This window comes from Methylophilus rhizosphaerae (genome assembly GCF_900100975.1).
In the GTDB taxonomy this organism is placed as follows: Bacteria; Pseudomonadota; Gammaproteobacteria; order Burkholderiales; family Methylophilaceae; genus Methylophilus; species Methylophilus rhizosphaerae.
This window is the reverse complement of the sequence record NZ_FNFX01000005.1, coordinates 187803-212314: the sequence shown is the minus strand read 5'-3', so window position 1 is coordinate 212314 and position 24512 is coordinate 187803. Positions and strand designations below refer to the sequence as shown.

Here is a 24512-nt window from a genome sequence, read left to right as displayed (position 1 = left end):
AGACCGATATGTTGTTTACCCACCCAGGATTTAACCCTATTGCATTACAGATTGGCAGCTTCGGTATCCACTGGTACGGCCTGATGTATCTGGTGGGGTTCTTCGGCGGATTATGGCTGGGCCAATACCAGGTGAAACGCTTGTCCAGAATTGACCCTGCTTCGCCATGGCAGGACAGGGATCCTGACGATATGCTGTTCTATATCGCCCTAGGCGTGGTGCTTGGCGGGCGCCTGGGCTATGTGCTGTTTTACCAGCCAGCTTATTTCCTGCAGCATCCACTGGAGGTTTTTGCCTTGTGGCAGGGCGGCATGTCGTTTCATGGCGGTTTCATTGGGGTGATGGTGGCGATGGCGCTATTCGCACGTCGACGCAAGGTGGTGTGGTTGCAGTTGATGGATTTCGTTGCGCCACTGGTGCCAATCGGCTTGGGCGCAGGTCGCCTGGGTAATTTTATCAACGGGGAGTTGTGGGGCAGGCCGACCAATAGCGATTGGGGCATGATTTTTCCGCAAGTGGATAGCCTGGCACGTCATCCTTCGCAACTGTATGAGTTTGCGCTGGAAGGCGTGCTGCTGTTTCTGATCCTGTGGTGCTTTGCCGGGAAGAAGCGTCCGGTAGGCGCGGTGTCTGCCTTGTTCCTGCTGGGTTACGGCAGCTTCCGCTTCCTGGTCGAGTTCACGCGGGAGCCAGACAGTTTCCTCGGCCTGTTGTCCCTTGGCCTGAGTATGGGGCAATGGTTATGCGTGCCCATGATACTGGTTGGCCTGGGAATGTTGCGCTGGGCCTATCGCCAGCCTTCATAAGTCCGGCCTGGTGGCCAGTTCAAGTGCACTGAGCCACTGGATGGCGTAGCTACGGCTTTGCCGGTGATCGCCACACATTTCCAGGTTAGGTTGTAACCCACCACAAAAATCCGGCCGTTCCGGCTTGCCAAATAATTTGCAACGATATTCTTCATCCAACTGGATGCAGGGTATGCCAGCCGGCTTACCGTTGGGCATGCCGGGAATCGGGCTGTGAATAGACGGGGCGATACAGCAGGCACCACATTGCGGACGGCACTCCATTCATTCACTCTTTCAAATATCTGTCCATGGATAGCCCAGGGCAGATACACCCGCCTTCAAGTCCGATATGGCTTGCCTGACCAGCAGGCTTTCGCCTTTCAGGCCCACTTCGGTTGTCCTGCGCTGGTTGATACGGGGCAGGCTGAACAGTTTCAGTGTTGGATACCGCGCGAGTAGGTCGTTCATCAGGTCAATCAGGTCGCTTTCACCGGCTTCGGTCACCACAATAGCCTGTTCCAGGTAATCGCGCGTATGGAATAAATGGCTGTAATAGGTGTCTAGCACCCACTCCACCATGGGGTGGGCCATCTCTGGAAAGCCAGGCACGAAATAATGCTGATGGATACTGAAGCCTGCCACCTGATTCACCGGGTTGGGAATTAGCTCACAACCTTGGGGAAAATCCGCCATCAATACCCGTTTCGGGTAAGCACCTTCCCCATAACGCGCTTCGATATTCGCCACCGCACCGGCATGGCGTGCTATCGGAACGCCAGCCGCTTCTGCCGCGCATTGACGGGTATGGTCATCTGGTGTGGCACCGATGCCGCCGAAACTGAATGCCACATCGCCCCGTGTCATGCTGGTTTTGAGGTGATGGGTGATTTCCGAGGGAGAGTCCCCGATAAAATAGGCCCAGTTCAATGACAGGCCGCGGGCGGAGAGCAGAGAAATCACTTTGCTAAGATGTGCATCCTGGCGTTTGCCGGAGAGTATTTCGTCGCCAATAATATAGATACCGAATGACTGCATGAGAAGGGAATGGTTGATTTGCCTGTGGTCTATTATAGCAGCCGCCAGCCATGGTCATGGGCGCCTCGCTTGCAGGCAGGGGATAGAGGCAATACCAGTAAAAATGGCGATGATCAGGAAATCATCGCCATTCTTGAATCAGATAAAACGGCTAGGCCGGCATCAGGCTTTATGCAGCAGGCGGGAAATAAAAATCAGGATTACCGCGCCTATGGTAGAGACGATAATGCTGCCTACCATGCCGCCACTGGCACTTAGTCCCAGCAAGCCAAACACCCAGCTACCGACGACAGCGCCGGCAATCCCCAGAATTAAATCCCAGATGAGGCCGTAACCATCCCCTTTCATAATCAAACCAGCCAACCAGCCAGAAATAATGCCAACTACTATGGTCCAAAGCATGTGCATCTCCTTGTTGTTGTGATGAAACCGTATGCTAACCATCAATTGCCAGACTTTCTGTCAGTCCGTGCAGGAAAGTCCTGCCAGAAAAGGCTGGCAAAAAACAGTGTGAACGTGAACCTTGATTTGTGCAAGTTTTTTGATGGATATAATGCATCACTTCCTGGCTGTTATCTGCATGAAGGATCAGAGATACTTATTCTGCCATCGACATTTGCTGTAATAGCTTGCGTAGTTTTTCTTTGTTTTGCGCTGTCATTTGGTGCCACTGTAACAGGCCTGCTGCGACTTCATCATCTTCACAATATAGATAGCACATCGGTACATTCATGACCTGCGCAAGCCGTTCTGTCATGTAAATATCGGGAATATGTTTGCCGCGCTCATACTGGTTAATACGTGCGCTGGCACAAAACTCGTCAATACCGGCCAGAATGCCAAGTTTTTTCTGCGACAACCCGGTTTGCTGTCTGGCCATACGCAATCTTTTTGCCACAATGTTTGACTCTTTCCCAGGCTCCATCGGAAATGTACCCAATGCTTATAAAGCTAAGAGAGTCTTAGTTTTTTGCTTGACACGATACTAAGTAATACTTAGTATCAATGGCCATCATGACGCAGTCGTGCCTTACCCGACGTCAAAATATAAAAGAATGTTGTCTATAGTCTGCTCACGAAAGGGAATCCATGAAGAAAACGCCTGCCTGGCTATGTTGTTTGGCAGTGGTTGCCGGATGTGCTGGTAATGGCAATATGCCGGAAGCCAGCAAACCTCCAACCGTACCGCAAGCCAAAGTTGCAGCGGCACAGCACTGGAATATGATTGCGAATGATGTGGTTGCAGAAACGCAACGTACATTACGTAACACGCCATCCTTAAATAACCGTTTGCTGTACGTCAAGCCTGGAGACAGCGACTTCGAGCAGGGTTTTAGCAGCTATATCAAAAGCGGATTGGTCTCGCATGGCACACCCGTAGCCACTACGCCTGAAGGTGCGGTGGAAGTCAGTTATCACGTACAGGTTATCTGGCATCAGCCAGGATTTAATCCTGAAAAATATGGCTATGTGCCGGGAACGGCCACTGCGCAGGTCGCGGGTTTCTGGATATTGCGCGATGCCGTGCTGAATGCTTCGCGGGATACCTGGATTGCCGGCAGTATGACTGTTGCAGCGGCTTATGATGTTTATCAACAATTCAGGCAAAGCGCCATCTCGACCAGTACAGAGTTGCTGGTCACGACTTATATTGCAGATAACAATCGCTATTACATGCATAAAACCGATGCGTATTACATCGAAAAAGCCGATGCTGCTTTGTTCAGCCCCAATGTGTTAAAAACCTGGAAAGTGGTGCAATAATGCCCGTACGATTTCGTCATTTGTTGCTGGTGACTTGTATGACACTTTGTGTTTCTGCCTGCGCTTTGATCCCCTTTGATGCTGAGGACACAGGCGCAGACGAGTTGATCCGCAGCAGTTATAAAGCAGCGGATGTCCTGAGCATGGCCGCCACTGAACGGTGGAAACAACCTATTCGCAAAGATAGCCCGGTTCTTGTCGCCACATTGGTGAATATTGATTCGCTGGAAGCTTCTTCGCGCTTGGGCCGCCTGATTTCGGAACAATTGCAGGCCCGGTTTTCCCAGTTGGGATATTCGGTGATTGAGGTCAAGTTGCGCGGCAATCTGTTTGTCAAACAGGATGCAGGCGAGTTATTGCTTTCGCGTGAACTGAAAGATATCAGTACGACCCATCACGCCAGGGTCGTTGTGGTAGGTACTTATGCCGCTGCCAGGGACAAGGTATTTGTTAACCTGAAAATGGTGGGTGACGATAATGTGGTCATTGGCTCCCACGATTATGCATTGGCGCAGGATAATAATGTACGCGCGTTACTGATGAACCGGTAATGCTACCCGGCCAACGGCACAGCGTGTGCCGGTAGCGGGTTAATGCGCTGCTTCCCAGTTATTGCCGGTGCCGACTTCGGCCAGCAGTGGTACATCCAGTTTGGCAACTGATTGCATCAGCACAGGTAATTGCTGTTGTACCAGCGCCAGTTCGGCATCAGGCACTTCCAGCACCAGTTCATCATGCACCTGCATAATCAGTTTGGTTTGCAGTTTTGCCGTGGTCAGCCATTGGTCTACCGCAATCATCGCCAGTTTGATCAGGTCGGCAGCCGTGCCCTGCATGGGCGCATTGATGGCGGCCCGTTCGGCACCGGCGCGGCGGTTGCCGTTGGCGCTGTTGATTTCCGGCACCCATAAGCGGCGGCCAAAAATGGTCTCGACATAACCCTGCTGTTTGGCCAGTTCGCGCGTTTCGCTCATGTAGCGACGCACGCCAGGGTAGCGCGCAAAGTAGCGCTCGATATAGTTCTGCGCGGCACTACGTTCAATATTCAGGTTCTGGGCCAGCCCGAAAGCACTCATGCCGTAAATCAGGCCGAAGTTGATCACCTTGGCATAACGACGCTGTTCATTATCGACAGAGGCTTTCTCTACGCCGAATATTTCTGCTGCCGTGGCACGGTGAATATCTTCGTTATTGGCAAATGCGCTCAGCATGCCGGCATCCTGCGAAAGGTGCGCCATGATGCGTAATTCAATCTGAGAATAGTCGGCCGAGACAATATGGCTGCCGGCAGGTGCGACAAACGCTTCACGGATGCGGCGACCTTCTGCCGTGCGCACCGGAATATTCTGCAGGTTAGGGTCGCTGCTTGCCAGCCGCCCGGTAATCGCCACTGCCTGGTTGTAACTGGTATGCACGCGCCCGGTTTGTGGGTTAATCATTTTTGGCAGTTTGTCGGTATAGGTCGACTTCAGTTTGGCCAGGCCGCGGTACTCCAGCAGCACCTTGGGCAAGGGATAATCCAGCGCCAGTTCCTGCAACACGTCTTCGTCGGTGGAAGGCACACCGGAAGGTGTTTTCTTCAGCGGTTTGATGCCCAGCTTGCCAAACAGGATTTCCTGCAACTGTTTGGGGCTACCCAGGTTGAAGGGTTGGCCGGCCAGTTCGAATGCCTGTTTTTCCAGTGCCATCAGGCGCAGGCCAATTTCGTTGCTCTGGCGGCTCAGCATGTGGCTATCGATCAATACGCCATGTCGCTCCATGCGCTGCAATACCTGCATGCTGGGCATTTCAATTTGCTGATAGATAAAGGTCAGTTTTGAGGATGTTTCCACTTGTGGGTAGAGTGCCCGATGTAACTGCAAGGTGATGTCGGCATCTTCAGCCGCATATTCGCTGGCTTGTTCCACAGTCACCTGGCTGAACCCCACTTGCTTGGCGCCTTTGCCTGCCACGGTTTCGTAGCTGATGGGTTCAATGCCGAGATGGCGCGCACTCAACTCATCCATGCCATGGCCTTTGTGGCTTTCAAACACATAGGATTCGAGCAAGGTGTCATGTGCGATGCCTTGCAGCTGTATGCCGTGATTGGCCAGCACATGCATATCGTATTTGAGGTTTTGCCCGACTTTTTTGATGGCCGGGTTTTCCAGGATGGGTTTGAGTTTATCCAGCGTCGCATGCAACGGCAATTGTGCTGGTGCATCAAAGTAATCATGCATTAACGGAATATAGGCGGCTTCACCAGGCGTCACGCTGAATGACACGCCAACGATTTTTGCCTGCAGTGGGTCTAGGGAGGTGGTCTCGGTATCGAAACACACCAGTTCTGCTTGCTGTAGTTTATCCAGCCAGTGATCCAGTTCCGCTTCCGTGAAAATCGCCTGGTACTGGCGGCGAGTGTCTGGCGTATAGTCTGTTTTTTGACTGGCTGCTATTGAATCCGCTGGAGCAACGGTTTCGTTAGCTGTTGGCAAGGCACCCTCCGGCAGTTTATCCAGTTCGCGCTTCCAGGTGCGGAACTCGAAATGATCGAACAGTGCCAGCAGTTTTTCCTTGTCAGGTGCCTGCTGGATCAAGTTATCAAAATGCTCGCAGCATCCGATATCGCAGCGGATGGTAATCAGCTCGCGCGCTGTCGGTAGCCAGGGCAAAGCCTTGCGCAGATTGTCACCGACCACCCCTTTGATATTGTCGACATTGGCGATAATGTTATCCAGTGAGCCGTATTCCTTCAGCCATTTCACCGCTGTTTTTGGGCCGACCTTTTCCACGCCGGGCACATTGTCCGAGGTGTCACCAACCAGGATCAGGTAATCAATGATTTTATCGGGTGGGATGCCGAACTTGTTTTCCACGCCGGCAATGTCCAGCACGTCATCGGTTTTGCGGAAGGCGTCGCGCATGGTATTGACCACAGTGATATGTGCATTGACCAGTTGCGTGATGTCCTTGTCGCCAGTGGAAATAATGGTTCTGATACCTTCTTTTTCCGCCTGTTTGGCCAATGCGCCGATCACATCATCCGCTTCCACGCCTTCTTCAATAATCAGCGGCCAGCCCATGGCACGTATGGTTTCGTACAGCGGCTCAATCTGCACGCGCAGATCGTCCGGCATGCTGACGCGGTTGGCCTTGTATTCCGGATACAGGTCATCGCGAAAGGTTTTGCCTTTGGCGTCAAACACACAGGCGCTGTAATCAGAGGGGTAGTCTTTGTGCAAACGGCGCAGCATGTTCAGTACGCCCTGGATCGCACCTACCGGTTCGTTGGCCGAGTTGCGCAGGTCGGGCATGGCGTGAAACGCACGATAGAGATAACTGGAGCCGTCTACCAGAAGCAGGGTTTTCATTGTTCAATTCTCTGGGGTTAATTCAAAAGGGTTAATTCAAAAGGGTTAATTCAAAAAGCCGGTTCAATGGCGTATTTTACGCATTTCAAAGCGAGTTCATGTACACTAATTTGGTTTGTGTTCCGAAGGACTGTTGTATGACCAGCCAAAAACTGCCCACCATGATAGAGCCGGAGTTACTGAATGGGGATGATACCAATCAGGAAGCCTGGCGCGCGTTTGAGATTATGGCCGAGTTTGTCGGCGCGACAGAAAACCTGAAAGCCGTGATGCCGGCAGTGTCCATTTTTGGCAGTGCCCGTACCAAACCTGACCATCGCTATTACCAGCTCACCGAAGAAATTGCGCGCCTGCTGTCTGATTCCGGGTTCAGTGTATTGTCCGGCGGCGGCCCCGGCATTATGGAAGCGGCGAATAAAGGCGCGTTTCCCGGCCGTGGCGCGAGCGTGGGCCTGAATATCAAGCTACCCTTCGAGCAACATGGCAATGCTTACCAGGATATCGGCATCAGCTTTAAATATTTCTTCATGCGCAAAGTCATGTTCGTCAAGTATGCCAGTGCCTTTGTGGTGATGCCGGGCGGGTTTGGTACGCTGGATGAGCTGATGGAAGCGATTACGCTGGTACAAACCGGCAAGACCCGCAAACTGCCTATTATTTTAGTCGGACATCAGTACTGGAGCGGCCTGGTGGACTGGTTGCGCGATACGCTGGTGGCGGACGGCATGGCGGCACCGGCAGATCTTGAGCTGATCCAGATCATTGATGAACCGCAGAAAATTGTCGATGCCATCTTCAAGCATTATGAAACCACCGGTTTTGAGCTGACCCCCACAGAACGCAAAATGCAGCTTTACCTGTAATTTATTTCACATGCACATTTAGGGTTTTTGCTAGAATAGCAATCACTGATTAAGGAGTCTTCTATGCGTGATGTTTCCCGTTTATTGCTTGCTGCAATTTGTGCAGCCGGTATAGTGATACCGGTGTGGGCAGCAGCCCCGGGTAATGCCGAACTGCTGGAAGAAGTGCCTTCACCGCCAAAGATCATTGAAGGCCAGCCCATTGATCAGCCCACCATTACCAAGCGTAAAGATGGCGAAAACGACATTGAAGAATACAGCATCAATGGCAATGTCTATATGGTCAAGGTCATTCCACCCAGTGGCAAGCCGTATTATTTACACCGTGAAGACCGTGATGGCGAGTGGGTGAATGATGGCCCGACCCGTCCGCTGTCTGTTCCCCAATGGACATTGTTCCGATTCTAATCTTTGTGGCCTGCCCGTGATGGCGGGCCTGTAAATCTCATGTCTGTTTTTACCACCCTGAGTTTGGAAGAAGTGCGCCAGTGGCTGGCGCCTTTTCATATCGGTGAACTGCAAGCCCTGCGCGGCATTGCCGCTGGCATCACCAATACCAATTATTTTGTTGAAACCAGTGAAGCACGCTTTGTGCTGACCGTGTTTGAAAAAAATGACTTTGATGACCTGCCTTATTTTGTACATTTGATGACGCACCTGTCGCGGCACGGTGTGTTGTGCCCGCGACCTGTTACTGACAGCAATGGCGTGGCGTTGCATCGTATCCATGGCAAACCGGCCCTGATGGTCAGTTGCCTGAAAGGCAGTGATGTCAGTGACCCTAACCTGGTGCAGATTGAAGCGGTCGCCCTGACCCTGGCACGTATGCATTTTGCCGGCCTGGATTTCCATGAGCAGTCCCACAACCAGCGCGGGCAGGGCTGGCGTGTCATGACTGCGCAACAAGTCATGCCTAAACTGGCAGCCGCGCAGCAAACTTTATTGCAGGAAGAGCTGGAATTCCAGCATGGACTGGATTTATCCAGCCTGCCGCATGGTGTCATCCATGGCGACCTGTTCCGCGACAATGTGCTGTTCGATGGCGACCAGCTGGGCGGTTTTATTGATTTTTATTATGCCTGCCATGATGTGCTGGCGTATGACGTCGCGATTGCCGTCAACGAATGGTGCGTAGATGCGAGTGGGGCGTTTGTGGATGAAAAGCTGGCGGTATTCATGAACGCCTACCAGTCCGTACGCGCCTTCACGCCTGCCGAGAAAACCCACTGGCCGGCCTTGTTGCGGCGGGCTGCCTTGCGCTTCTGGTTATCCCGCCTGTATGATTTTTACTACCCGGTGGCGGGCGAACTGACGCATGCCAAGGATCCGGCACATTTTGAAAACATATTGCTTAACCGCAAGGCGTTAATTTAAAAAAGATTAAAAGGGAGACACATGACAGAAATTGGAACCCAACGGGGCTTGCGCTGGGTGCGTGAAAGTGTAGGCTTGTTTAAAACACAACCCCACATCTGGATGCTGTGGTCGCTGGCCTATATCGTGATTTTCATGGTACTGCCGTCCCTGCCTATGCTGGGCTTCCTGGGCCTGCTTTCTGTCGTCATCTGGCCGGCCTGCATGGCTTTTGTTGTCATGCTGTACCGCCAGGTGGATTTACAGGGTGAGATGGTTCCGCGTCAGGTCTGGCAGCAATTGCAGGCGCACTTCAGAACCCTGGTGTTGCTCGGATTGAGTTGCCTGATTTATGCCGTGCTGGCGACCTACCTTTTAGGCAGTGACCTGGCTGCGCTGGTGGCCCACGCCCCTAGCAAGGCGGGCATGACCGAATCGCAAATGACCCTGTTCCTGGAAAATACCCTGTCATTCATTGTCAAAGTGCTGTTGCTGTTATTGCCTTTGTTTATTGCCACCTGGTTCTCGCCGATGCTGATTGCCCTGAATGGCTACCCTTTGTCCAAAGCCATCAAATCAAGTATTGCCGGCATGCTGCAATACACCATGCCCATGGGCGTTTCCTGGCTGGTGATGACAGTCGGTATGCTGGTAGTGATGCTGGGCCTGGGATTGATAATCGGTATCCTGGGCGCACTGATTCCCATGCTGGCACAATTGCTGATGCCGCTGCTGGTATTCGCCGCCCTGCTGGTGATCAATGCTCTGATGTTTGCGTTCCAGTACATCAGTTACAAGGATGTATTCAGGGCTGCGCCCGTGATTCACTAACATGCCGTGAGCAATAAAAAACGCCTGTTGAGACAGGCGTTTTTTATTGCAGGACTGCATTCATCCAGCGAGAAATTACAGTTTTTCCAGCTTGGCGTATTCCAGCATCAGCGTTTTCAGGCCAGTACTGCCAAAATTTACTTTCACTGCCAGGTCGCTGGCATTGCCTTCATAGCTGACCACCACGCCTTCGCCAAATTTGTTATGGCGCACGCCTTGGCCGATTTTGAATGGGTAGCCGGATTGTGCGCTGGGGGCGGGGGTGTATTGACCGCCTGTGGCATAGGATTTGCTGACCGGTTTGCTGTTCAGGCGTTTGGTCAGTTCTGCCGGGATCTCATCCACAAAGCGCGAAGCAATGCCGTAACGCACCTGGCCATGCAGCATGCGGCTTTGCGCGTAACTTAAATACAAGCGCTGGCGTGCACGCGTCACGGCCACGTACATCAGGCGTCGCTCTTCTTCCAGTCCGCCATTTTCATAGGCGGCCTGTTCATGCGGAAATAAGCCTTCCTCTACCCCGCTGATAAACACACTGTGAAATTCCAGCCCTTTGGCGGCATGCACGGTCATCAGTTGCAGCGCTTCATGGCCGACATCGGCCTGGTGGTCGCCGGCTTCCAGGCTGGCGTGATTGAGGAACTGTGTCAGCAGGTCGGCATCTTCTTCCATGTTATGGTGATTGCCCAAATCCTGCTTGCTGAAAGCCACCGTAGCCGTCACCAGTTCCTGCAGGTTTTCAATACGGTCTTCGCCTTCCTTGTCGTTCTGGTAATGCGTCATCAAGCCACTCAGGTTGATGACCATTTCTGCCATTTCGCCCAGCGCAATGCCGTAGGCCTGGTCCACCATCTGGCGCACCAGTGCGACAAAACCCTCCAGGCCTTTGCTGCCTAGCTTGCCTTCACCGACTTTGTTGGTGGCGGCCTGCCACAAACTGCATTCGTTCTGGCGCGCGGCTTCCTGCAACTGTTCCAGGCCGCGCGCACCAATGCCACGCGGTGGGAAGTTGATAATGCGCAACAGGGCAGTATCGTCGTTGGCATTGGCGATCAGGCGCATATAGGCCAGCGCATGTTTCACTTCGGCGCGTTCAAAAAAACGCAAGCCGCCATAGACGCGGTACGGGATGCCGGCAGAAAATAGTGAGTGTTCCAGGATGCGTGATTGTGCATTGCTGCGGTAGAGCAGGGCAATGTCGCCGAGTGGCACGCCTTCGTTTTGCAGCATATTCACTTCATCGACAATAAACTGTGCTTCATCGGTGTCGTTATAGGCTTCATAAATGCGGATGGGTTCGCCTTTACCTGCCGACGTCCACAGGTTCTTGCCCAGGCGGTTATTATTGTTGGCAATAATGGCATTGGCCGCATCCAGGATATTGCTGTGCGAGCGGTAGTTTTCTTCCAGTTTGACGATATTCTCGACCTGGAAATCACGCTGGAAATCAGCCATATTGCCAACCCGTGCACCGCGGAAAGCGTAAATACTCTGGTCATCATCGCCGACCGCAAAAATACTGTTGTGGGCGCCACCCAGCAGTTTGAGCCATAAATATTGCAGGCGGTTGGTATCCTGGAACTCATCCACCAGAATGTACTGGAAGCGCTGCTGGTAATGCGCACGAATATGCGGTTCGCGTTGCAGCAATTCATAACAGCGTAACAACAGTTCGGCAAAGTCAGTCACGCCTTCGCGGTTGCATTGCTGGTCGTAGGCGGCATAGATTTCACGCAGTTTCTGGCTGTGGCCGTCATAGGCTTCTACGGCATCAGCGCGCAAACCTTCCTCCTTGCAGCCGTTGATATAGCCCATGGCCTGCTTGGGTGGATATTTTTCGTCATCCACATTCATGGCTTTCATCACGCGCTTGATGGCAGACAACTGGTCGGCAGTATCCAGGATCTGGAAAGTGCTTGGCAGGCCTGATTCACGGTAATGCGCCCGTAACATGCGATTGCATAAACCGTGGAAAGTCCCGGCCCACATGCCGCGCGTATTGATGGGTAGCATGCTGGTCAGGCGCGTCAGCATTTCCTTGGCAGCCTTGTTGGTGAAAGTCACTGCCATAATGCCCATGGGTGAGGTCTGGCCGGTCTGGATCAGCCAGGCAATGCGGGTGGTCAGTACGCGGGTTTTGCCGCTACCGGCACCCGCCAGAATCAGGGCGGAGACATGCGGCAGGGTAACCGCTTGCAGTTGTTTATCGTTAAGGTCGTGGAGGAGGTTGGTTTCAGATTGCATCCGATTATTATCGCATGATGTGATGGGTAATTTAACGGATTGTTTAGCCGTTGCTTGGGTGGCGTTCAGATGCAGACCGAATTGTGGTTTAGGTAGGATTGTTGGATAGGGGTGTTCTTTATTGTTGCGTTCTTTTTCGCCTCGGGGCGAGTCACTTTCTGGTGCTTGCTCCCCAGAAAGTAATCAAAGAAGAGGGCACCCACCATTATGGCCTGCAGCTGCCTTGCGTTGCTCAGTTTAGGACTTTCGTCCGATGCTTTGCGGGACTTGGGCATAAGCATCACGAAACTCATCCTGGCGGCCTGCCTACCCTGCAGGCCACCGCGGGATTCGGACAGTCGCTCCCTCTCCCCATATTTTGTCTCCGCTACTCAGCGTGATGGAGGGAGACTTGTCTCATCTGACTAGCAATGTCGGAACTTGAACGGCCCCAATAAAAACCACGAATGGTCGCCTAAAGGCGAAATAAAACGTTACTCTAAATCACCCAATTGCCTGTAGTCGTAAACACAAGCAGAAATGGAGTCACTAGTAATTTCGTGACAATAATAAATTAACCGGAACTTTTCAAAACAGTGTCTACTCATACCAGCACGATGATGATGAATCATCTTTCCGCTTCTTTCCTCCCTGAGCGGAAGCCTTTACGATGAGGCCTGTTGCCCCGATTTACCCCTTAATCGGGGCTTTTTTTATTCATTTCAAATACCGCCTGTAAAACCTACCTGCCGCCAGGCTTCATACAACAGAATTGCAGCTGAGTTTGACAGGTTCAAACTGCGGCTATGCGGCAGCATCGGCAGCCTGACGCGATGCTCGGGTGTGAACTGGGCGCGAATTTCTTCCGGCAAGCCGCGCGATTCTGGGCCAAACACAAACACATCTTCGTCCTGGAACTGTAAATCGCTATGCCTCGTACTGCCTTTGGTGGTAAGTGCGAACATGCGTTTTCCTTGGAGTGCCTGCTGGCATTCCAGCCAGTTTTCGTAGACTTTCAGCTCGGCATATTCGTGGTAATCCAGCCCGGCGCGTTTGAGGTGTTTGTCCGATAATTCAAACCCCAGTGGTTTGACCAGGTGCAGTTTTGCGCCAGCATTGGCACATAACCGGATGATATTGCCCGTATTGGGCGGGATTTCAGGCTCAAAAAGCACAATATGAAACATTTTTTGCAGCTTGTTTGTAAACGTAGGTTTAGACAGTTGATGATATGATAGACGAGAAAAGTCACTATCGATAAATAATTACAACGCCATGGCACGTCCCGAGAAAATCAGATTAGGTGAAATTCTGGTCAGGCAGAATTTCATGACTCAAGCGGAGCTGGATCAAGCGCTGGAAGAACAGCGCAAGACTGGCCGTCGGCTGGGACGTGTGATTGCCGACAAGGGTTTTGCCAGCGAACGGCAGATTGCCGAAGCGGTTGCGCATCAACTGAATATCCCTTTCCTTGATCTCGGCCAGTACGAGCTGGACGTGAAGCAGGTGCAGAAGCTGCCGGAAGTGCAGTCCCGGCGTTTCCGCGCCATTCTGATCGAAGAGCGGGTCAACAGTTACCTGGTGGCTATGGTGGACCCTTCCGATGTCTATGCCTATGACGAGTTAATCCGCCTGCTCAAGCGCGATATTGAAATTGTCGTGGTGCAGGAAAGCCTGCTGATGCAGACCATAGACCGTTCATACCGGCTGACCGAGGAAATCTCTTCGCTGGCACTGGAGTTGCAGGAAGACCTCGCTGCCAGCAATGTCGATCTCGCCAGCCTGATGGGCGTGGATCTGGGCATTGATGATGCGCCTGTGGTCAAGCTGCTGCAAACCATTTTTGAGGATGCCGTGCAGGTGCGCGCATCTGATGTGCACATCGAACCGCAGGAAAACAAGCTGCTGATCCGTTTCCGGATTGATGGCGTGATGCATTTCCAGACGCAGGCGGATATTAAAATCGTGTCCGCCCTGATCATGCGCCTGAAAATCATGGCCGGCCTGGATATTTCCGAAAAGCGTCTGCCACAGGATGGCCGCTTTGGTTTTACCGTCAAAGGCAAGGCGGTGGATATGCGTATTTCCACCATGCCCACGCAGTATGGCGAAACCGTGGTCATGCGGTTGCTGATCCAGAATACGGCGCATTTCCAGCTGGATAAACTGGGCATGCCGCCCGATCTGCTGGAGCGTTTCCGCAAAATGATTGCGCGTCCCAGCGGCATGGTGCTGGTCACCGGCCCGACCGGGAGCGGTAAAACGACCACGCTGTATTCCGCACTGAGTGAACTGAATACCCCGGAAACCAAGGTGATTACCGTGGAAGATCCGGTGGAATACCGTTTGCCCGGCATTATCCAGACCCAGGTCAATGAAAAAATCGAGCTGGACTTCCCCAAACTGTTGCGTGCCATTTTGCGCCAGGACCCGGATATTGTGCTGGTAGGCGAGATGCGTGATGAGGAAACTGCCCAGACCGGCCTACGTGCTTCCATGACCGGTCACCTGGTGCTTTCCACGCTACATACTAATGACGCCTCTACCGCCCCTGTGCGCCTGATTGATATGGGTGTACCGCGTTTTATGGTGGCGATGTCCTTATTGGGCGTGATGGCACAACGCCTGGTGCGCCTGATCTGCCCGCATTGTGCAGTTGAGCACACGCCTGCCGAAACCGAATCTACCTGGTTGCGCCAGGTACTTCGCGGCGCAGAAGTGCCGGCTACATTCCGGCACGGCAAAGGTTGCCAGCATTGTAACCGTACCGGTTACCTCGGGCGCGTGGGCTTGTATGAATTCCTTGAAATGACAGACGACCTGGCCATGGCAGCCAACCTGCCGGATACCAATATCTTTATCCAGAAGGCGCGTGAGCGGCTCAGAGGGAAAACCTTGCGTGACCAATCCCTGCAACTGGCCTTGCAGGGCAAAACCACGCTGGAGGAAATCATGCGTGTGGATAACCAGTTCGAAGAATAGCGCCCATGCCGATATTTGAATACAAAGGTCGCAGTGAAGAGGGCTTGATGGTTTCCGGTACGCAGGAGGCAACAGACCTGGACGCGTTGGGGACTGCGCTTATGCTGTCCAAAATCACGCCGATAGAAATCAAGCAACAGGCGGCGGCCGCTGCTGCTTTCAAGTTGTTTGAAGAAAAGGTCACCAGTCTGGACGTGATGCTGTTCAGCCGCCAGCTTTACACCTTGCTCAAGGCCGGTATCCCGATTATGCGTGCCCTCAGTGGCATCCAGAGTTCTGTCGGCAACAAACAGCTGGCCCGTGTCGTGGGTCAATTGCGTGCCAGCCTGGATGCCGGGCGTGAATTGTCCGCCGCCATGGCAGAACATCCGAAAGTGTTTGATAACTTTTATATCAGCATGATCCGTGTCGGGGAAACCACCGGCAACCTCGATAATATTTTCCTGCGCCTGGCCGAGCATATCGAGTTTGAGCGCTTTATGCGCGGGCAAATCAAATCAGCATTGCGTTATCCTCTCTTTGTGATGACGGCAATGGCAATCGCGATCGTGGTGATTAATATCATGGTGATCCCGCAATTTGAAAAAGTGTTTGCCAGCATGCACGCAGACCTGCCGCTGATCACCAAAATACTGATTGCCTTTTCCAGCTTTATGCGCAATTACTGGTTTGTACTGATTGCCATGATTGCCGGTGCTGTCTGGACGTTTAAATCTTATATCAGCACCGTAGCCGGTCGCTCACAGTGGGATCGTTTCAAAATGCGCATCCCGATTGCCGGGAAAATTATTTTCAAAGGCACCATGGCCAGGTTCGCGCGCAGTTTCGCACTCTCTACGCGTAGTGGCTTGCCGATTCTGTCAGCCTTGCGTCTGGTCGCGCAAACGGTGGAAAATGATTATATTTCTGCCAAAATCCTCAGTATGTCTTCCGGCATTGAGCGTGGTGAGACCATTTTAAGAACTGCCACCCAAACTGGCGTGTTTAACTCATTGGTATTGCAGATGATCGCCGTCGGCGAAGAGTCTGGCTCGCTGGATGAGTTAATGCAGGAAATCGCCGATATGTACCAGGCAGATGTTGAATATGACGTGAAAACCTTGGGCGCACAGATCGAACCGATTATGATTATGTTTTTAGGGGCATTGGTACTGGTGCTGGCATTGGGCGTGTTCCTGCCGATCTGGGATATGAGCTCTGTGATGCTTAAGGGTGGTTAGCGGTAAATGTGGTGAAAGTAGCAACAATAAGCGTGCTCAGGTTTACCAAACTTGACAAACGTGGACCAAAAGTGTCTGGCACAATTTTTGCTGGAACGGGATGAACGCAGTTTGAACCTGCCACTGTGATGATAAAAGCAGGGAATTTTGATTAGGAGTCTTGGGAATGAAAAAACAGGCTGGCTTTACATTGGTTGAATTGGTAGTGGTAATTGCCGTATTGGGGATTTTGGCAGCGACGGCATTGCCGAGATTTGTGAATGTACAGAGTAATGCGCGTGTTGCCAGTATGAACGGATTGGCGGCTTCAGTACGTTCTGCCGCCAGTATGGCGCGTGCGGCCTGGGTCGCGGCAGGTAGCACCAGTACAAAAGTAAAAATGGATAATGTTGACATTGATGTGAATGATACTGGAAATCAGCCTGGCTATCCCAAGGCAACTGCAACGGGGATTGAGGCATCTTTGCAATCGTTGGATACTACCAATTTTATAGTGTCTCACGCTGGCACTACCTCCACGTTTAAGTCGAAGAATGCGGCCGCTCCTGATAGTTGCAGTTTTACTTATGATGAGGGCACCGGTGTTGTGACTACCACTGGCTTGACTGCCGATAACTGCAAGTAATCACGGGTTTGCGCTCACATGAGGCTGCATAAAGGCTTCACTCTGGTTGAGCTTGTCGTAGTGATTGCCTTGATCAGCATTATGGCGGCAGTTGCCACCCCAAGATTCGCAAGTGGCGATATTTTCGAAACCCGCGGTGACGCGGGTTTACTTTCATCCACATTGCGCTATGCACAAAAAACAGCCATTGCGCAACGGCGCGATGTGTTTGCGGTGCGTAATGCTGGGGCTAGCCCGAATACCGTGAGTCTGTGTTTCGACGCTGGGTGTAATCAGGCTGTGATCAATCCTGAAACAGGGGCAGCGTATGTGTTCACTTTTTCAAAAAGTGTCACGGTAGAGGCGAGCAACGATGGCCTGGGGTTTGACGCGCTGGGTCGTGCTGTGCCGAATGAATTCGCGAGTTATACGGTAACCAATGCAAAAAATTCTTCCCAATCCATCGTCGTCAGGGTTGAGCCAGATACCGGCTACGTACACTGACGCTGCCATTTCTGGCACATGGCATGATAACGATGAATCACTCCAACAATAAACAATCCATCTCCATCAACAGAAAACATCACCAGGGATTCTCGCTGGTGGAGTTGGTGGTATTTATCGTGATTGTGACCACGGCTATTGCCGGTGTGGTGGGTGCGCTGGCGTGGATGAGTAGCCACTCCGCAGACCCGCTGGCGCGTAAGCAGGCCATTGCCATTGCCGAATCGCTGATGCAGGAAATCCAGCAGATGCCGTTCACCTTATGCGATCCTGATGACCCAAATGCTTCCACGGCTACCAGTGCCGGAAACTGTACCGTTTCCCAAAGTGCCAACCTCAACGGCCCCACGCCTGCCAGCGAAAGCCGCTATAGCGCCAGTGACCCGTTTGATAATGTGGCCGATTATGGCGGCTTTACCATGCCGGGCGGCGGCTGCCCGAGTATTTGCCGTATTGGCAATAATGCGGCTATTCCCGGCCTGGATGCTTATGCGGCATCTGTGGCAATTACGCAGGCAGGGGGTACTGCGCCGTTTACTGGCATGTCGACTGATGCCGTATTGAAGATTGTGGTCACGGTCACCGGCCCAGCCAATACGACTATCCGGTTAACCGGTTTCAGGGTACGGTATGCGCCGAGAATCTAAACCTGTTGCCACTTCAAGCGCCGGGTTTACCCTGATTGAGCTGGTGGTCGTGATTGTGATCACGGCCATTATTGGCGGCATTTCTTCTACGTTTATCCATCATTCCGTGATGGCCTACGTGAATTCGGAAGCCTATTACGAACTGGCCGACCGTGCCGACGTAGCCTTGCGGCGCATGTCGCGCGATATCCGCAATGCCTTGCCCAACAGTGTGTATGTCTCTGACGATGGCGGCTATGTCGAGTTTGTACCGATTAAGGCAGGCGGGCGCTATAAGCAGGATGATTTCGGGCAACCCGCTAATACATTAAGTGTACTGAGCGAATCGGTCACGGTCACCGCTGGGGATCAATTGGCGATTTACAACCTCGGCATAGAGGGGGCAGATGCCTACAATGGCGATACGATACGGCCATTGACCAGTACTGGCAGCAATTTGACCCAGTTGCAATTTAGTGGCGCGGCCTTTTCACTCCCTTCGCCTGCCAGCCGCTTTTATGTTGTGAACGGTGCAGTGGCTTATGTCTGCGACCTGGCTAACCGGCGCTTGTTAATGGTGAGCAATATCGGTATTTCTTCGGCACACCTCGCCAGCTTTAACGCCGCAAATGCCAATGTGGTGGCCGATGATGTGACCGGCTGCAATTTTACCTACACCCAGGGCGTGATGCAGCACTCTGGGGTACTCACCGCCCAGCTTGAACTCTCAAAAAGTGGTGGGGTGGCGCGATTATTGAACCTGATTAATGTGGTGAATTCGCCATGAAAATCATGGTTTATCGGATAAAAGGTTTTATGTTGCCTATGGCAATATTCCTGCTGGTGATATTGTCCGCACTGGTGGGTTATGCCATGCGCCTGGCATTGCTGGCACATATGGGCACGATCCAGGATGTGCAGGGCGCACAGGCTTACCTGGCTGCGCGCGCCGGGGTGGAATGGGCAGCTTACCAAGTGTTAACGCCTGCCAATATGCAGGCCTGTCCGGCAGCGCCAGCGCCATTTACCATCAATGGTTTCAATATCGCGCTGACGTGCAATCGGACCATGACGCAAGATCAGGGAAACACCCAGGATATCGGCATTTACACCATTACCTCAACCGCTTCGGTCGGTGTGGCGGGCGCGCAGGATTACATAGAGAGAAAGATGACAGTGACGCTAAGCCGGTGCATTTATAATGACCCCGCCGGTGAAGAGTGTAACTAGCAAGGAATGCGTAGTGTACGGATTCATTAGAAAATTATTGTCGGTAGGAATGCTGGGGATACTGTATTCAAGCCCCCTTCTTGCCGATATTGTGCAGTTGAACTCGGGAGGGGGTTCCAGCGTTACCAATGGTTTGCGTATTTACATTGAAGATACGACGCAAATCCAGGTACGCCGTTTGAATAATACCGGCCAGCTTTATAGTCCGACTGCCGTTCCAAGTAATACCCTGCTTGATAACGGTATCTATTTGCGTGCAAATGGTGGCATATATGGTCCAGATCATTTTGGGTTTCCAAGCAATCTGACACCAACTACTTACAGCAATCGCACTGTTTCTACCGTTGTGCCGGCGACACCTTCACAAGGCGTTGTACAGTCTACTACTTCGGCTTTTCGCGTAGGTAGTTCGGGCCCGCAGGTGAGTGTGGTCTGGAAGTATATTTATCCCCTGGATTATGTGACCGCAGAGGTTACGCTGGTAATTCCGTCTGGTTATGCGGTGAGTGCCAATAACCCTGTTCGCTACTATCATGCTGTTGATACCTATCTGGGAGGTAGTGATAACGGTTGTGGTGTGCGTTATATTGATACGAATGGCAAGCAGGTCGTGGGGACATACCCTTTGTCTTCCGGGAGTTGCCCTTCGAGTAGCTCCTTGCCTGCCAACCTGGATGTCATTGAGTCTTTCAGGGAGCGCACTGGCACGTTTAATCATTATTGTGTCGGCTTGTGGTCTTCATTCTGGAGCAACTCAACCGGTAATGCCTGCGCCATTGCCAAGAGCACCAGTCTTAGTGACAGTATTAGCACCACTTATATTGATACCGGGGCTGCCATTGAATATGATTTTACGGCACCAGGGACTTATATCTTCAGTTATGATTTTGTGGTCGGTTCCACTTTTGTCCCTAACTATGACCACATTGAAATTCGCCACCCCGGCACTGCAACGTTGTGTCCGGTGGATATGCAGGTGCTGGCGTGTACCTCCTCTACGGTGCCTTGCCCGGACGATAGCATGATCAGCACCGGTTCGTTGACCGGTAATCTGGCCTTGTCGCCTGGAACCTCTACGGTGACGGTTTCACCAGGGGGATTTGAAGTGGGCGGATCTGCCGGCCCTATCGCAACGGCTACATTGCAGGCGAGTACCGGTGCCACGTATACCCTTGGTGCCACCAGCTTAAGCAAGGCACCTTTGAATGGCGTGAAGTGCTGGAATACCGCGACCAACTCACAAAACTGCAGTTTTACCTTTAGCAATACACCTTGCCTGACTACGTTTGAGTGCCTGGAAAGCGGGGTAGGTTATACAAACCTGAGTACCAATGCCGGTGCACGTAATCCTATTTATACCAAACTCGCTGGCAAGGGCTTCAGTCTTGACGTATATGCACTGCTGACCGCAGGCATCAAGGCTACCGGCTATGTAGGCAATAATGTGACGGTCGAACTGGTGAATGATAATGGTGGTTGCGGGGCAACGACCGTGGCAAGTAAAACGGTGTCCTTTATTTCGACCGATGCCGGTAAAAAAACGGTTTCGTTCAGTGACTCCGATATTCCCAAAGCCTACCCTCGCCTGAGGTGCAAGGTAACCGATACCAGCCTGAATAAAAACGGTTGTTCAACGGATAACTTTTCCGTGCGTCCGACGGCATTTACTGTGACCTCGAACTCTGCGCAGACGACATTGAATGCATTTCAAACAGCGCCTGCCGCCACGCCTTCTGCCACCGTGACGCCGGTGTTCAGGACACGTACTGATAATTTCAATCTGACGGTATCTACCGGAGAATCCGGTTATAACGGCACGCCCATGATTAATAACAACCAGTTGCAGGCGCATCCGAATGCGCCTGCGGTGGGGACTGTGAGTGGCACTTTTGCTACGGCCACCTCAGGTGTGAGCGCTGGTGATAGTTTCCAGTATAGTGAAGTCGGGCATTTCAAATTCAAGCCGCAAGGCATTTATGATGACACGTTCACCTTTGTTGATAGTACGAATGGGGATTGTGATAACACCAATGCTTTCAATACTGACGGTGGCGGTGCTACGCCGAAAAAATATGGCTGCAAAATCGGTAACCTGAGCGAGAGTAATTATTTTGGCCGCTTTATTCCAGTGGCCTTCCGGGTCGTACCGGATACTGTGACCAAAGGCTGCGATACCTTTGTTTATTATGGACAGGACAGTGTCAGTACCTCCAAGCCCGGGCTGACAGCCAAGTTCAAGCTTCAGGCGCGCAATACCACTGATGACAATGACAACTCGCTGACAGCTGTGACCAAAAACTATACGGATGTTGCGGATCCGGCGCTTGATTATGCCAGGTTTGACCTCGCCAGCTGGCCGGATTTCCACTTTGCAGTTACGCCCGCGCTCGCTGGCGGGGCCGTATTTAGTGCCAGTGCCGTGACGCCAGCAGTCAGTGGTACCTGGAGCAATGGCGAGGCGGCAGTCGTGGCCGGTTACCGGATTTCCCGTCCGGCGGCGCAGATCGGCAACCAGACTATCAGTATTACTGCACAGCCGCAGGAAACGGATAGCGGCAAAACCATTACCTCCAACGCGAAAAATGTTGCTTCCGATGTGCAGTATCGCTATGGCCGGCTGGCGATTGTACCGGCCCATGGTTCGGAGCTGCTCCCATTGCCCGTGCAGATGGAGGCGCAGTACTGGGATGGCACATTGAATGCCTATAAACGGAATGTAGATGACAGCTGCACGGTAGTTCCATTGCAAACCATTGTCATGAAAAACTACAAAGGCAATTTAAATGCGTGTGAAACGGTACTCAGTGGCAATCCGGCGGTACACGCTGGCAAACTGGGTGTGCTGCTAAGCGCGCCTAAAATCGGGTCGGATGGCAAACCCAATACCGGCAGTGTCGACCTGGAAGTCAACCTGGGCACCGCCGTGGGAGGTGAAAAAACCTGCCTCAGCAGCAGCCAGTCGGATGCGGCCAGTGGTGATCTATCATGGCTGGGGGGAACGGATCCATTAGGACGGGCTTCGTTCGGCATCTACAAGGCCCCGGTCATTTACATGCGGGAAAACTTCTAAGTTCCCATAAAACCACCTAAATCAGGTGGTTTTATTATTTTGATCACTGGATTGAAGTGATCGCGCAGGCACTAAAGTTGCTATTAGTTAGCGAAAGTGTCCCGGGTGACATATTTTGTAATTACGCCACAAATATTAAAAGACTGGTGTACTGAAGCATCAATTGTCATGCCACACATCATTTTTGTGTAACAATGTTTTGCGATTAAACTTTAAAATACCATTGTTGTTCTTTGATTTTAAATAAAAAATTATTTTAGAGAGTAAATGAATGCCGCTGAGTTGGTTTAAACGACAAAAGAACAAGCAGCAAGTGGGGGTCAGCTTCACCGACATGCATGTCAGTACGGTCGCTTTGACGTCCGGCCCGGATGGCGCTAAACCCGTGGTTTCATTTGCCGCTGTTCAACAGGTGCCATTGCAGGCTTCGTCCACACTGCGGCATTTTGTGACAAAAAACGACCTGAAAACCGTGCCGTGCAATGTGGTGCTGAACGTTGATCAGTACAATGTGTTGCAGATTGACAAGCCCACCATGCCTGAATCCGAGATCAAGCAGGCATTGCGCTGGAAGGTGAAAGACTTGCTGGATTACTCGGTTGAGCAAGCCGTGGTAGATGGGATTAATGTGCCGGTAGATTCTGCCTATGCCAACCGCCAGCCGGCCATGTTGGCCATTTGTGCCAGAAAAGCAGTGGTGTCGCAGATTGGCAACCAGATTGTCGAAGCCGGTTTTAACCTGAAATCTATTGATGTGTATGCGCTGGTACAGCGCAATATCGCCCGGTTGCTGGAAGCGGAGGATCGTGCCCTGGTGATGCTGAGCATGCTGCCCAAAGGGTGCCTGTTGACTTTTACTGCCAAAGGCGAGTTGTACCATGCGCGCTTGATTGAGCTGGACCGGGATTTCCTCAACGATCGCGGTGAATTGTTCAAGAGCAATTTTGACAAGCTGGTGCTGGAATTACAGCGTTCATTGGACAGTTTCGACCGCCAGTTCCCTTACCTGAGCCTGAACCGCCTGCTGGTGGCACCCGTGGCGAACCGCGATTACCTGGTAAACGGATTGAGTACCAGCCTTTACGTGCCGGTAGAAGTCTTTAACCTGGAAGAGATTGTAGACTTGCCGGCAAACCAGGATTTCTCCAGCCTGGAAACACAAGCCATGCTGTTGCCAGCCCTGGGCGCTGCGTTGCGCCAGGAGGAAGCGGCATGAGCCAGCAGGTTAATTTATTTGAACCCGGGCTGGTCAAGTCCAAAGACTGGTTCACTTTATCATTTGTAGCCGGTGCGTATGCGCTGGCAGTGGCCGCAATGGTGTATTTTTATAGCGGCCTGACTGCAGAGAACGCGCAATTGCAGGCGCAACGCACCCAGGCGCTTGCGCAGTCTGCTGTCATGCAGAAAAAAGTAGATGAGTTTTCGCAACGGCTGGTGCCGGTGGATAACAGCAAGCTGGAAGCCGAATTGAAAAAGTTGAAAGCCAGGTTTGACATGCAGTCGCAGATCCTGGCGATTTTCCAGCAATCCATTTCCGAAAATGCCTGGCACTTGATTGATTACATGCGCGCGCTGGCCGGGCAGCAACAGCCAGGCTTATGGTTGACCGGCTTTAAAATCGAGCCAGCTATGCAGCATGTGTCCCTGTCAGGCCAGGCCTTGCAGACGGAAGATATTCCCTTGTACCTGGATTTGTTATCAGCGCAAAAAGTGTTCGAAGGCACGCAATTCTCCGGCTTGCAGTTCAAGCAGGTGGAGTTGCATAAACCACAGGCGCCGCCCGTGGCTGATGTGGCAGCAAGCGCTCCTCCCGCCACCATTGCGGCGGCAGCACCTGCTGCCGGGAAAGAGGCTGCTGAAATCACGTCCCCTGCAACGCCTGCGCCGGTTCCTGCGCCTGCAAGCGCGCCGACATCCACCTCTACGGTAGCGGATGATTTGAAAGTCTACGCTTTTGATGTCAAAGGCCGGGAAGCCAGCGATAAAAATAAACTGGGGAATACAGTCAGCTGGGATGATTTTGTACGTCAAACGGTGCAACAGCCCAAGGCGAAGTCACCATAACGGGC

At 52.3% G+C, this 24512-nt stretch carries 24 protein-coding genes; 17 read left to right on the top strand and 7 right to left on the bottom strand.

From position 1 onward, the window contains the following. Positions 1-11 precede the first annotated feature (11 nt). The gene (gene lgt / locus BLP53_RS12830) at positions 12-806 is read left to right on the top strand and encodes a prolipoprotein diacylglyceryl transferase (protein ID WP_091473096.1); all 795 of its coding nucleotides are present in this window, start codon (positions 12-14) and stop codon (positions 804-806) included. Here the strand turns inward: lgt and BLP53_RS12825 are convergent. The 4 genes from BLP53_RS12825 to BLP53_RS12810 form a co-directional block, all read right to left on the bottom strand. After that, positions 801-1070 (bottom strand): YkgJ family cysteine cluster protein, encoded by a 270-nt coding sequence (locus BLP53_RS12825; RefSeq protein WP_091472779.1) that lies wholly within the window; start codon positions 1068-1070, stop codon positions 801-803. The genes lgt and BLP53_RS12825 overlap by 6 nt on opposite strands. 12 nt (positions 1071-1082) lie before the next feature. Then, positions 1083-1823: a competence/damage-inducible protein A gene (locus BLP53_RS12820; RefSeq protein WP_091472775.1), complete on the bottom strand. Its 741-nt coding sequence runs from the start codon at positions 1821-1823 to the stop codon at positions 1083-1085. A gap of 162 nt (positions 1824-1985) precedes the next feature. Continuing rightward, entirely contained in the window at positions 1986-2225 is a 240-nt protein-coding gene (locus BLP53_RS12815; protein WP_091472770.1) for a GlsB/YeaQ/YmgE family stress response membrane protein, read from the bottom strand. Between the two features lie 196 nt (positions 2226-2421). Continuing rightward, positions 2422-2748 (bottom strand): helix-turn-helix domain-containing protein, encoded by a 327-nt coding sequence (locus BLP53_RS12810; RefSeq protein WP_091472765.1) that lies wholly within the window; start codon positions 2746-2748, stop codon positions 2422-2424. 164 nt (positions 2749-2912) lie between these two features. On the opposite strand from BLP53_RS12810, the gene BLP53_RS12805 reads away from it, so the two are divergent. Together BLP53_RS12805 and BLP53_RS12800 are read left to right on the top strand one after the other, a co-directional pair. Next, positions 2913-3587 (top strand): hypothetical protein, encoded by a 675-nt coding sequence (locus BLP53_RS12805; RefSeq protein WP_091472761.1) that lies wholly within the window; start codon positions 2913-2915, stop codon positions 3585-3587. Continuing rightward, a complete protein-coding gene (locus BLP53_RS12800) occupies positions 3587-4138 on the top strand; it encodes a FlgO family outer membrane protein (RefSeq protein ID WP_091472758.1) in 552 nt (183 codons plus the stop codon). Before BLP53_RS12805 ends, BLP53_RS12800 begins: the two co-directional genes overlap by 1 nt. 39 nt (positions 4139-4177) lie before the next feature. Here BLP53_RS12800 and polA read toward each other — a convergent pair whose 3' ends face one another. Beyond that, positions 4178-6937, bottom strand: coding sequence for a DNA polymerase I (polA, locus tag BLP53_RS12795; RefSeq protein WP_091472753.1), 2760 nt, complete (start codon positions 6935-6937; stop codon positions 4178-4180). A gap of 137 nt (positions 6938-7074) precedes the next feature. On the opposite strand from polA, the gene BLP53_RS12790 reads away from it, so the two are divergent. The 4 genes from BLP53_RS12790 to BLP53_RS12775 all read left to right on the top strand — a co-directional run bounded on the left by BLP53_RS12790 (position 7075) and on the right by BLP53_RS12775 (position 9984). Next, entirely contained in the window at positions 7075-7800 is a 726-nt protein-coding gene (locus tag BLP53_RS12790) for an LOG family protein (RefSeq protein ID WP_091472750.1), read from the top strand. 63 nt (positions 7801-7863) lie between these two features. Further along, on the top strand, positions 7864-8208 hold the full coding sequence (locus tag BLP53_RS12785; protein ID WP_091472747.1) for a DUF2782 domain-containing protein: 345 nt from the start codon (positions 7864-7866) through the stop codon (positions 8206-8208). Positions 8209-8247: 39 nt separating this feature from the next. Next, positions 8248-9174 carry a homoserine kinase gene (locus BLP53_RS12780; protein WP_091472744.1) on the top strand — a complete coding sequence of 309 codons (927 nt, stop codon included), beginning with the start codon at positions 8248-8250 and terminating at the stop codon, positions 9172-9174. Positions 9175-9195: 21 nt separating this feature from the next. Next, complete coding sequence (locus BLP53_RS12775) at positions 9196-9984, top strand: BPSS1780 family membrane protein (RefSeq protein WP_091472741.1); 789 nt, start codon at positions 9196-9198, stop codon at positions 9982-9984. A 75-nt stretch (positions 9985-10059) separates the two neighbouring features. Here BLP53_RS12775 and uvrD read toward each other — a convergent pair whose 3' ends face one another. Further along, positions 10060-12228 (bottom strand): DNA helicase II, encoded by a 2169-nt coding sequence (gene uvrD, locus BLP53_RS12770; protein ID WP_091472736.1) that lies wholly within the window; start codon positions 12226-12228, stop codon positions 10060-10062. A 701-nt stretch (positions 12229-12929) separates the two neighbouring features. Next, positions 12930-13394: a tRNA (uridine(34)/cytosine(34)/5-carboxymethylaminomethyluridine(34)-2'-O)-methyltransferase TrmL gene (gene trmL, locus BLP53_RS12760; RefSeq protein ID WP_091472729.1), complete on the bottom strand. Its 465-nt coding sequence runs from the start codon at positions 13392-13394 to the stop codon at positions 12930-12932. 88 nt (positions 13395-13482) lie between these two features. Here trmL and BLP53_RS12755 point away from each other — a divergent pair, with 88 nt between their 5' ends. The 10 genes from BLP53_RS12755 to BLP53_RS12710 all read left to right on the top strand — a co-directional run bounded on the left by BLP53_RS12755 (position 13483) and on the right by BLP53_RS12710 (position 24507). Beyond that, positions 13483-15189 carry a GspE/PulE family protein gene (locus BLP53_RS12755; RefSeq protein WP_176755298.1) on the top strand — a complete coding sequence of 569 codons (1707 nt, stop codon included), beginning with the start codon at positions 13483-13485 and terminating at the stop codon, positions 15187-15189. A gap of 5 nt (positions 15190-15194) precedes the next feature. Continuing rightward, the gene (locus tag BLP53_RS12750; RefSeq protein ID WP_091472724.1) at positions 15195-16409 is read left to right on the top strand and encodes a type II secretion system F family protein; all 1215 of its coding nucleotides are present in this window, start codon (positions 15195-15197) and stop codon (positions 16407-16409) included. Positions 16410-16575: 166 nt separating this feature from the next. Then, on the top strand, positions 16576-17034 hold the full coding sequence (locus tag BLP53_RS13895) for a type II secretion system protein (protein ID WP_091472721.1): 459 nt from the start codon (positions 16576-16578) through the stop codon (positions 17032-17034). Positions 17035-17052: 18 nt separating this feature from the next. After that, positions 17053-17517, top strand: coding sequence for a pilus assembly FimT family protein (locus BLP53_RS12740; RefSeq protein WP_091472718.1), 465 nt, complete (start codon positions 17053-17055; stop codon positions 17515-17517). A gap of 32 nt (positions 17518-17549) precedes the next feature. Then, complete coding sequence (locus tag BLP53_RS12735; RefSeq protein ID WP_245652856.1) at positions 17550-18164, top strand: prepilin-type N-terminal cleavage/methylation domain-containing protein; 615 nt, start codon at positions 17550-17552, stop codon at positions 18162-18164. Further along, positions 18148-18930 carry a prepilin-type N-terminal cleavage/methylation domain-containing protein gene (locus BLP53_RS12730; RefSeq protein ID WP_091472714.1) on the top strand — a complete coding sequence of 261 codons (783 nt, stop codon included), beginning with the start codon at positions 18148-18150 and terminating at the stop codon, positions 18928-18930. The genes BLP53_RS12735 and BLP53_RS12730 overlap by 17 nt, the downstream gene beginning before the upstream one ends. A gap of 38 nt (positions 18931-18968) precedes the next feature. Then, positions 18969-19373, top strand: a complete 405-nt coding sequence (locus tag BLP53_RS12725; protein ID WP_245652855.1) for a hypothetical protein — start codon at positions 18969-18971, stop codon at positions 19371-19373. Positions 19374-19386: 13 nt separating this feature from the next. Next, complete coding sequence (locus BLP53_RS13830) at positions 19387-22443, top strand: DUF6701 domain-containing protein (protein WP_245652853.1); 3057 nt, start codon at positions 19387-19389, stop codon at positions 22441-22443. A 271-nt stretch (positions 22444-22714) separates the two neighbouring features. Continuing rightward, a complete protein-coding gene (locus BLP53_RS12715; protein WP_245652851.1) occupies positions 22715-23659 on the top strand; it encodes a hypothetical protein in 945 nt (314 codons plus the stop codon). Further along, entirely contained in the window at positions 23656-24507 is an 852-nt protein-coding gene (locus tag BLP53_RS12710) for a PilN domain-containing protein (RefSeq protein ID WP_091472710.1), read from the top strand. Before BLP53_RS12715 ends, BLP53_RS12710 begins: the two co-directional genes overlap by 4 nt. Positions 24508-24512: the final 5 nt, after the last annotated feature.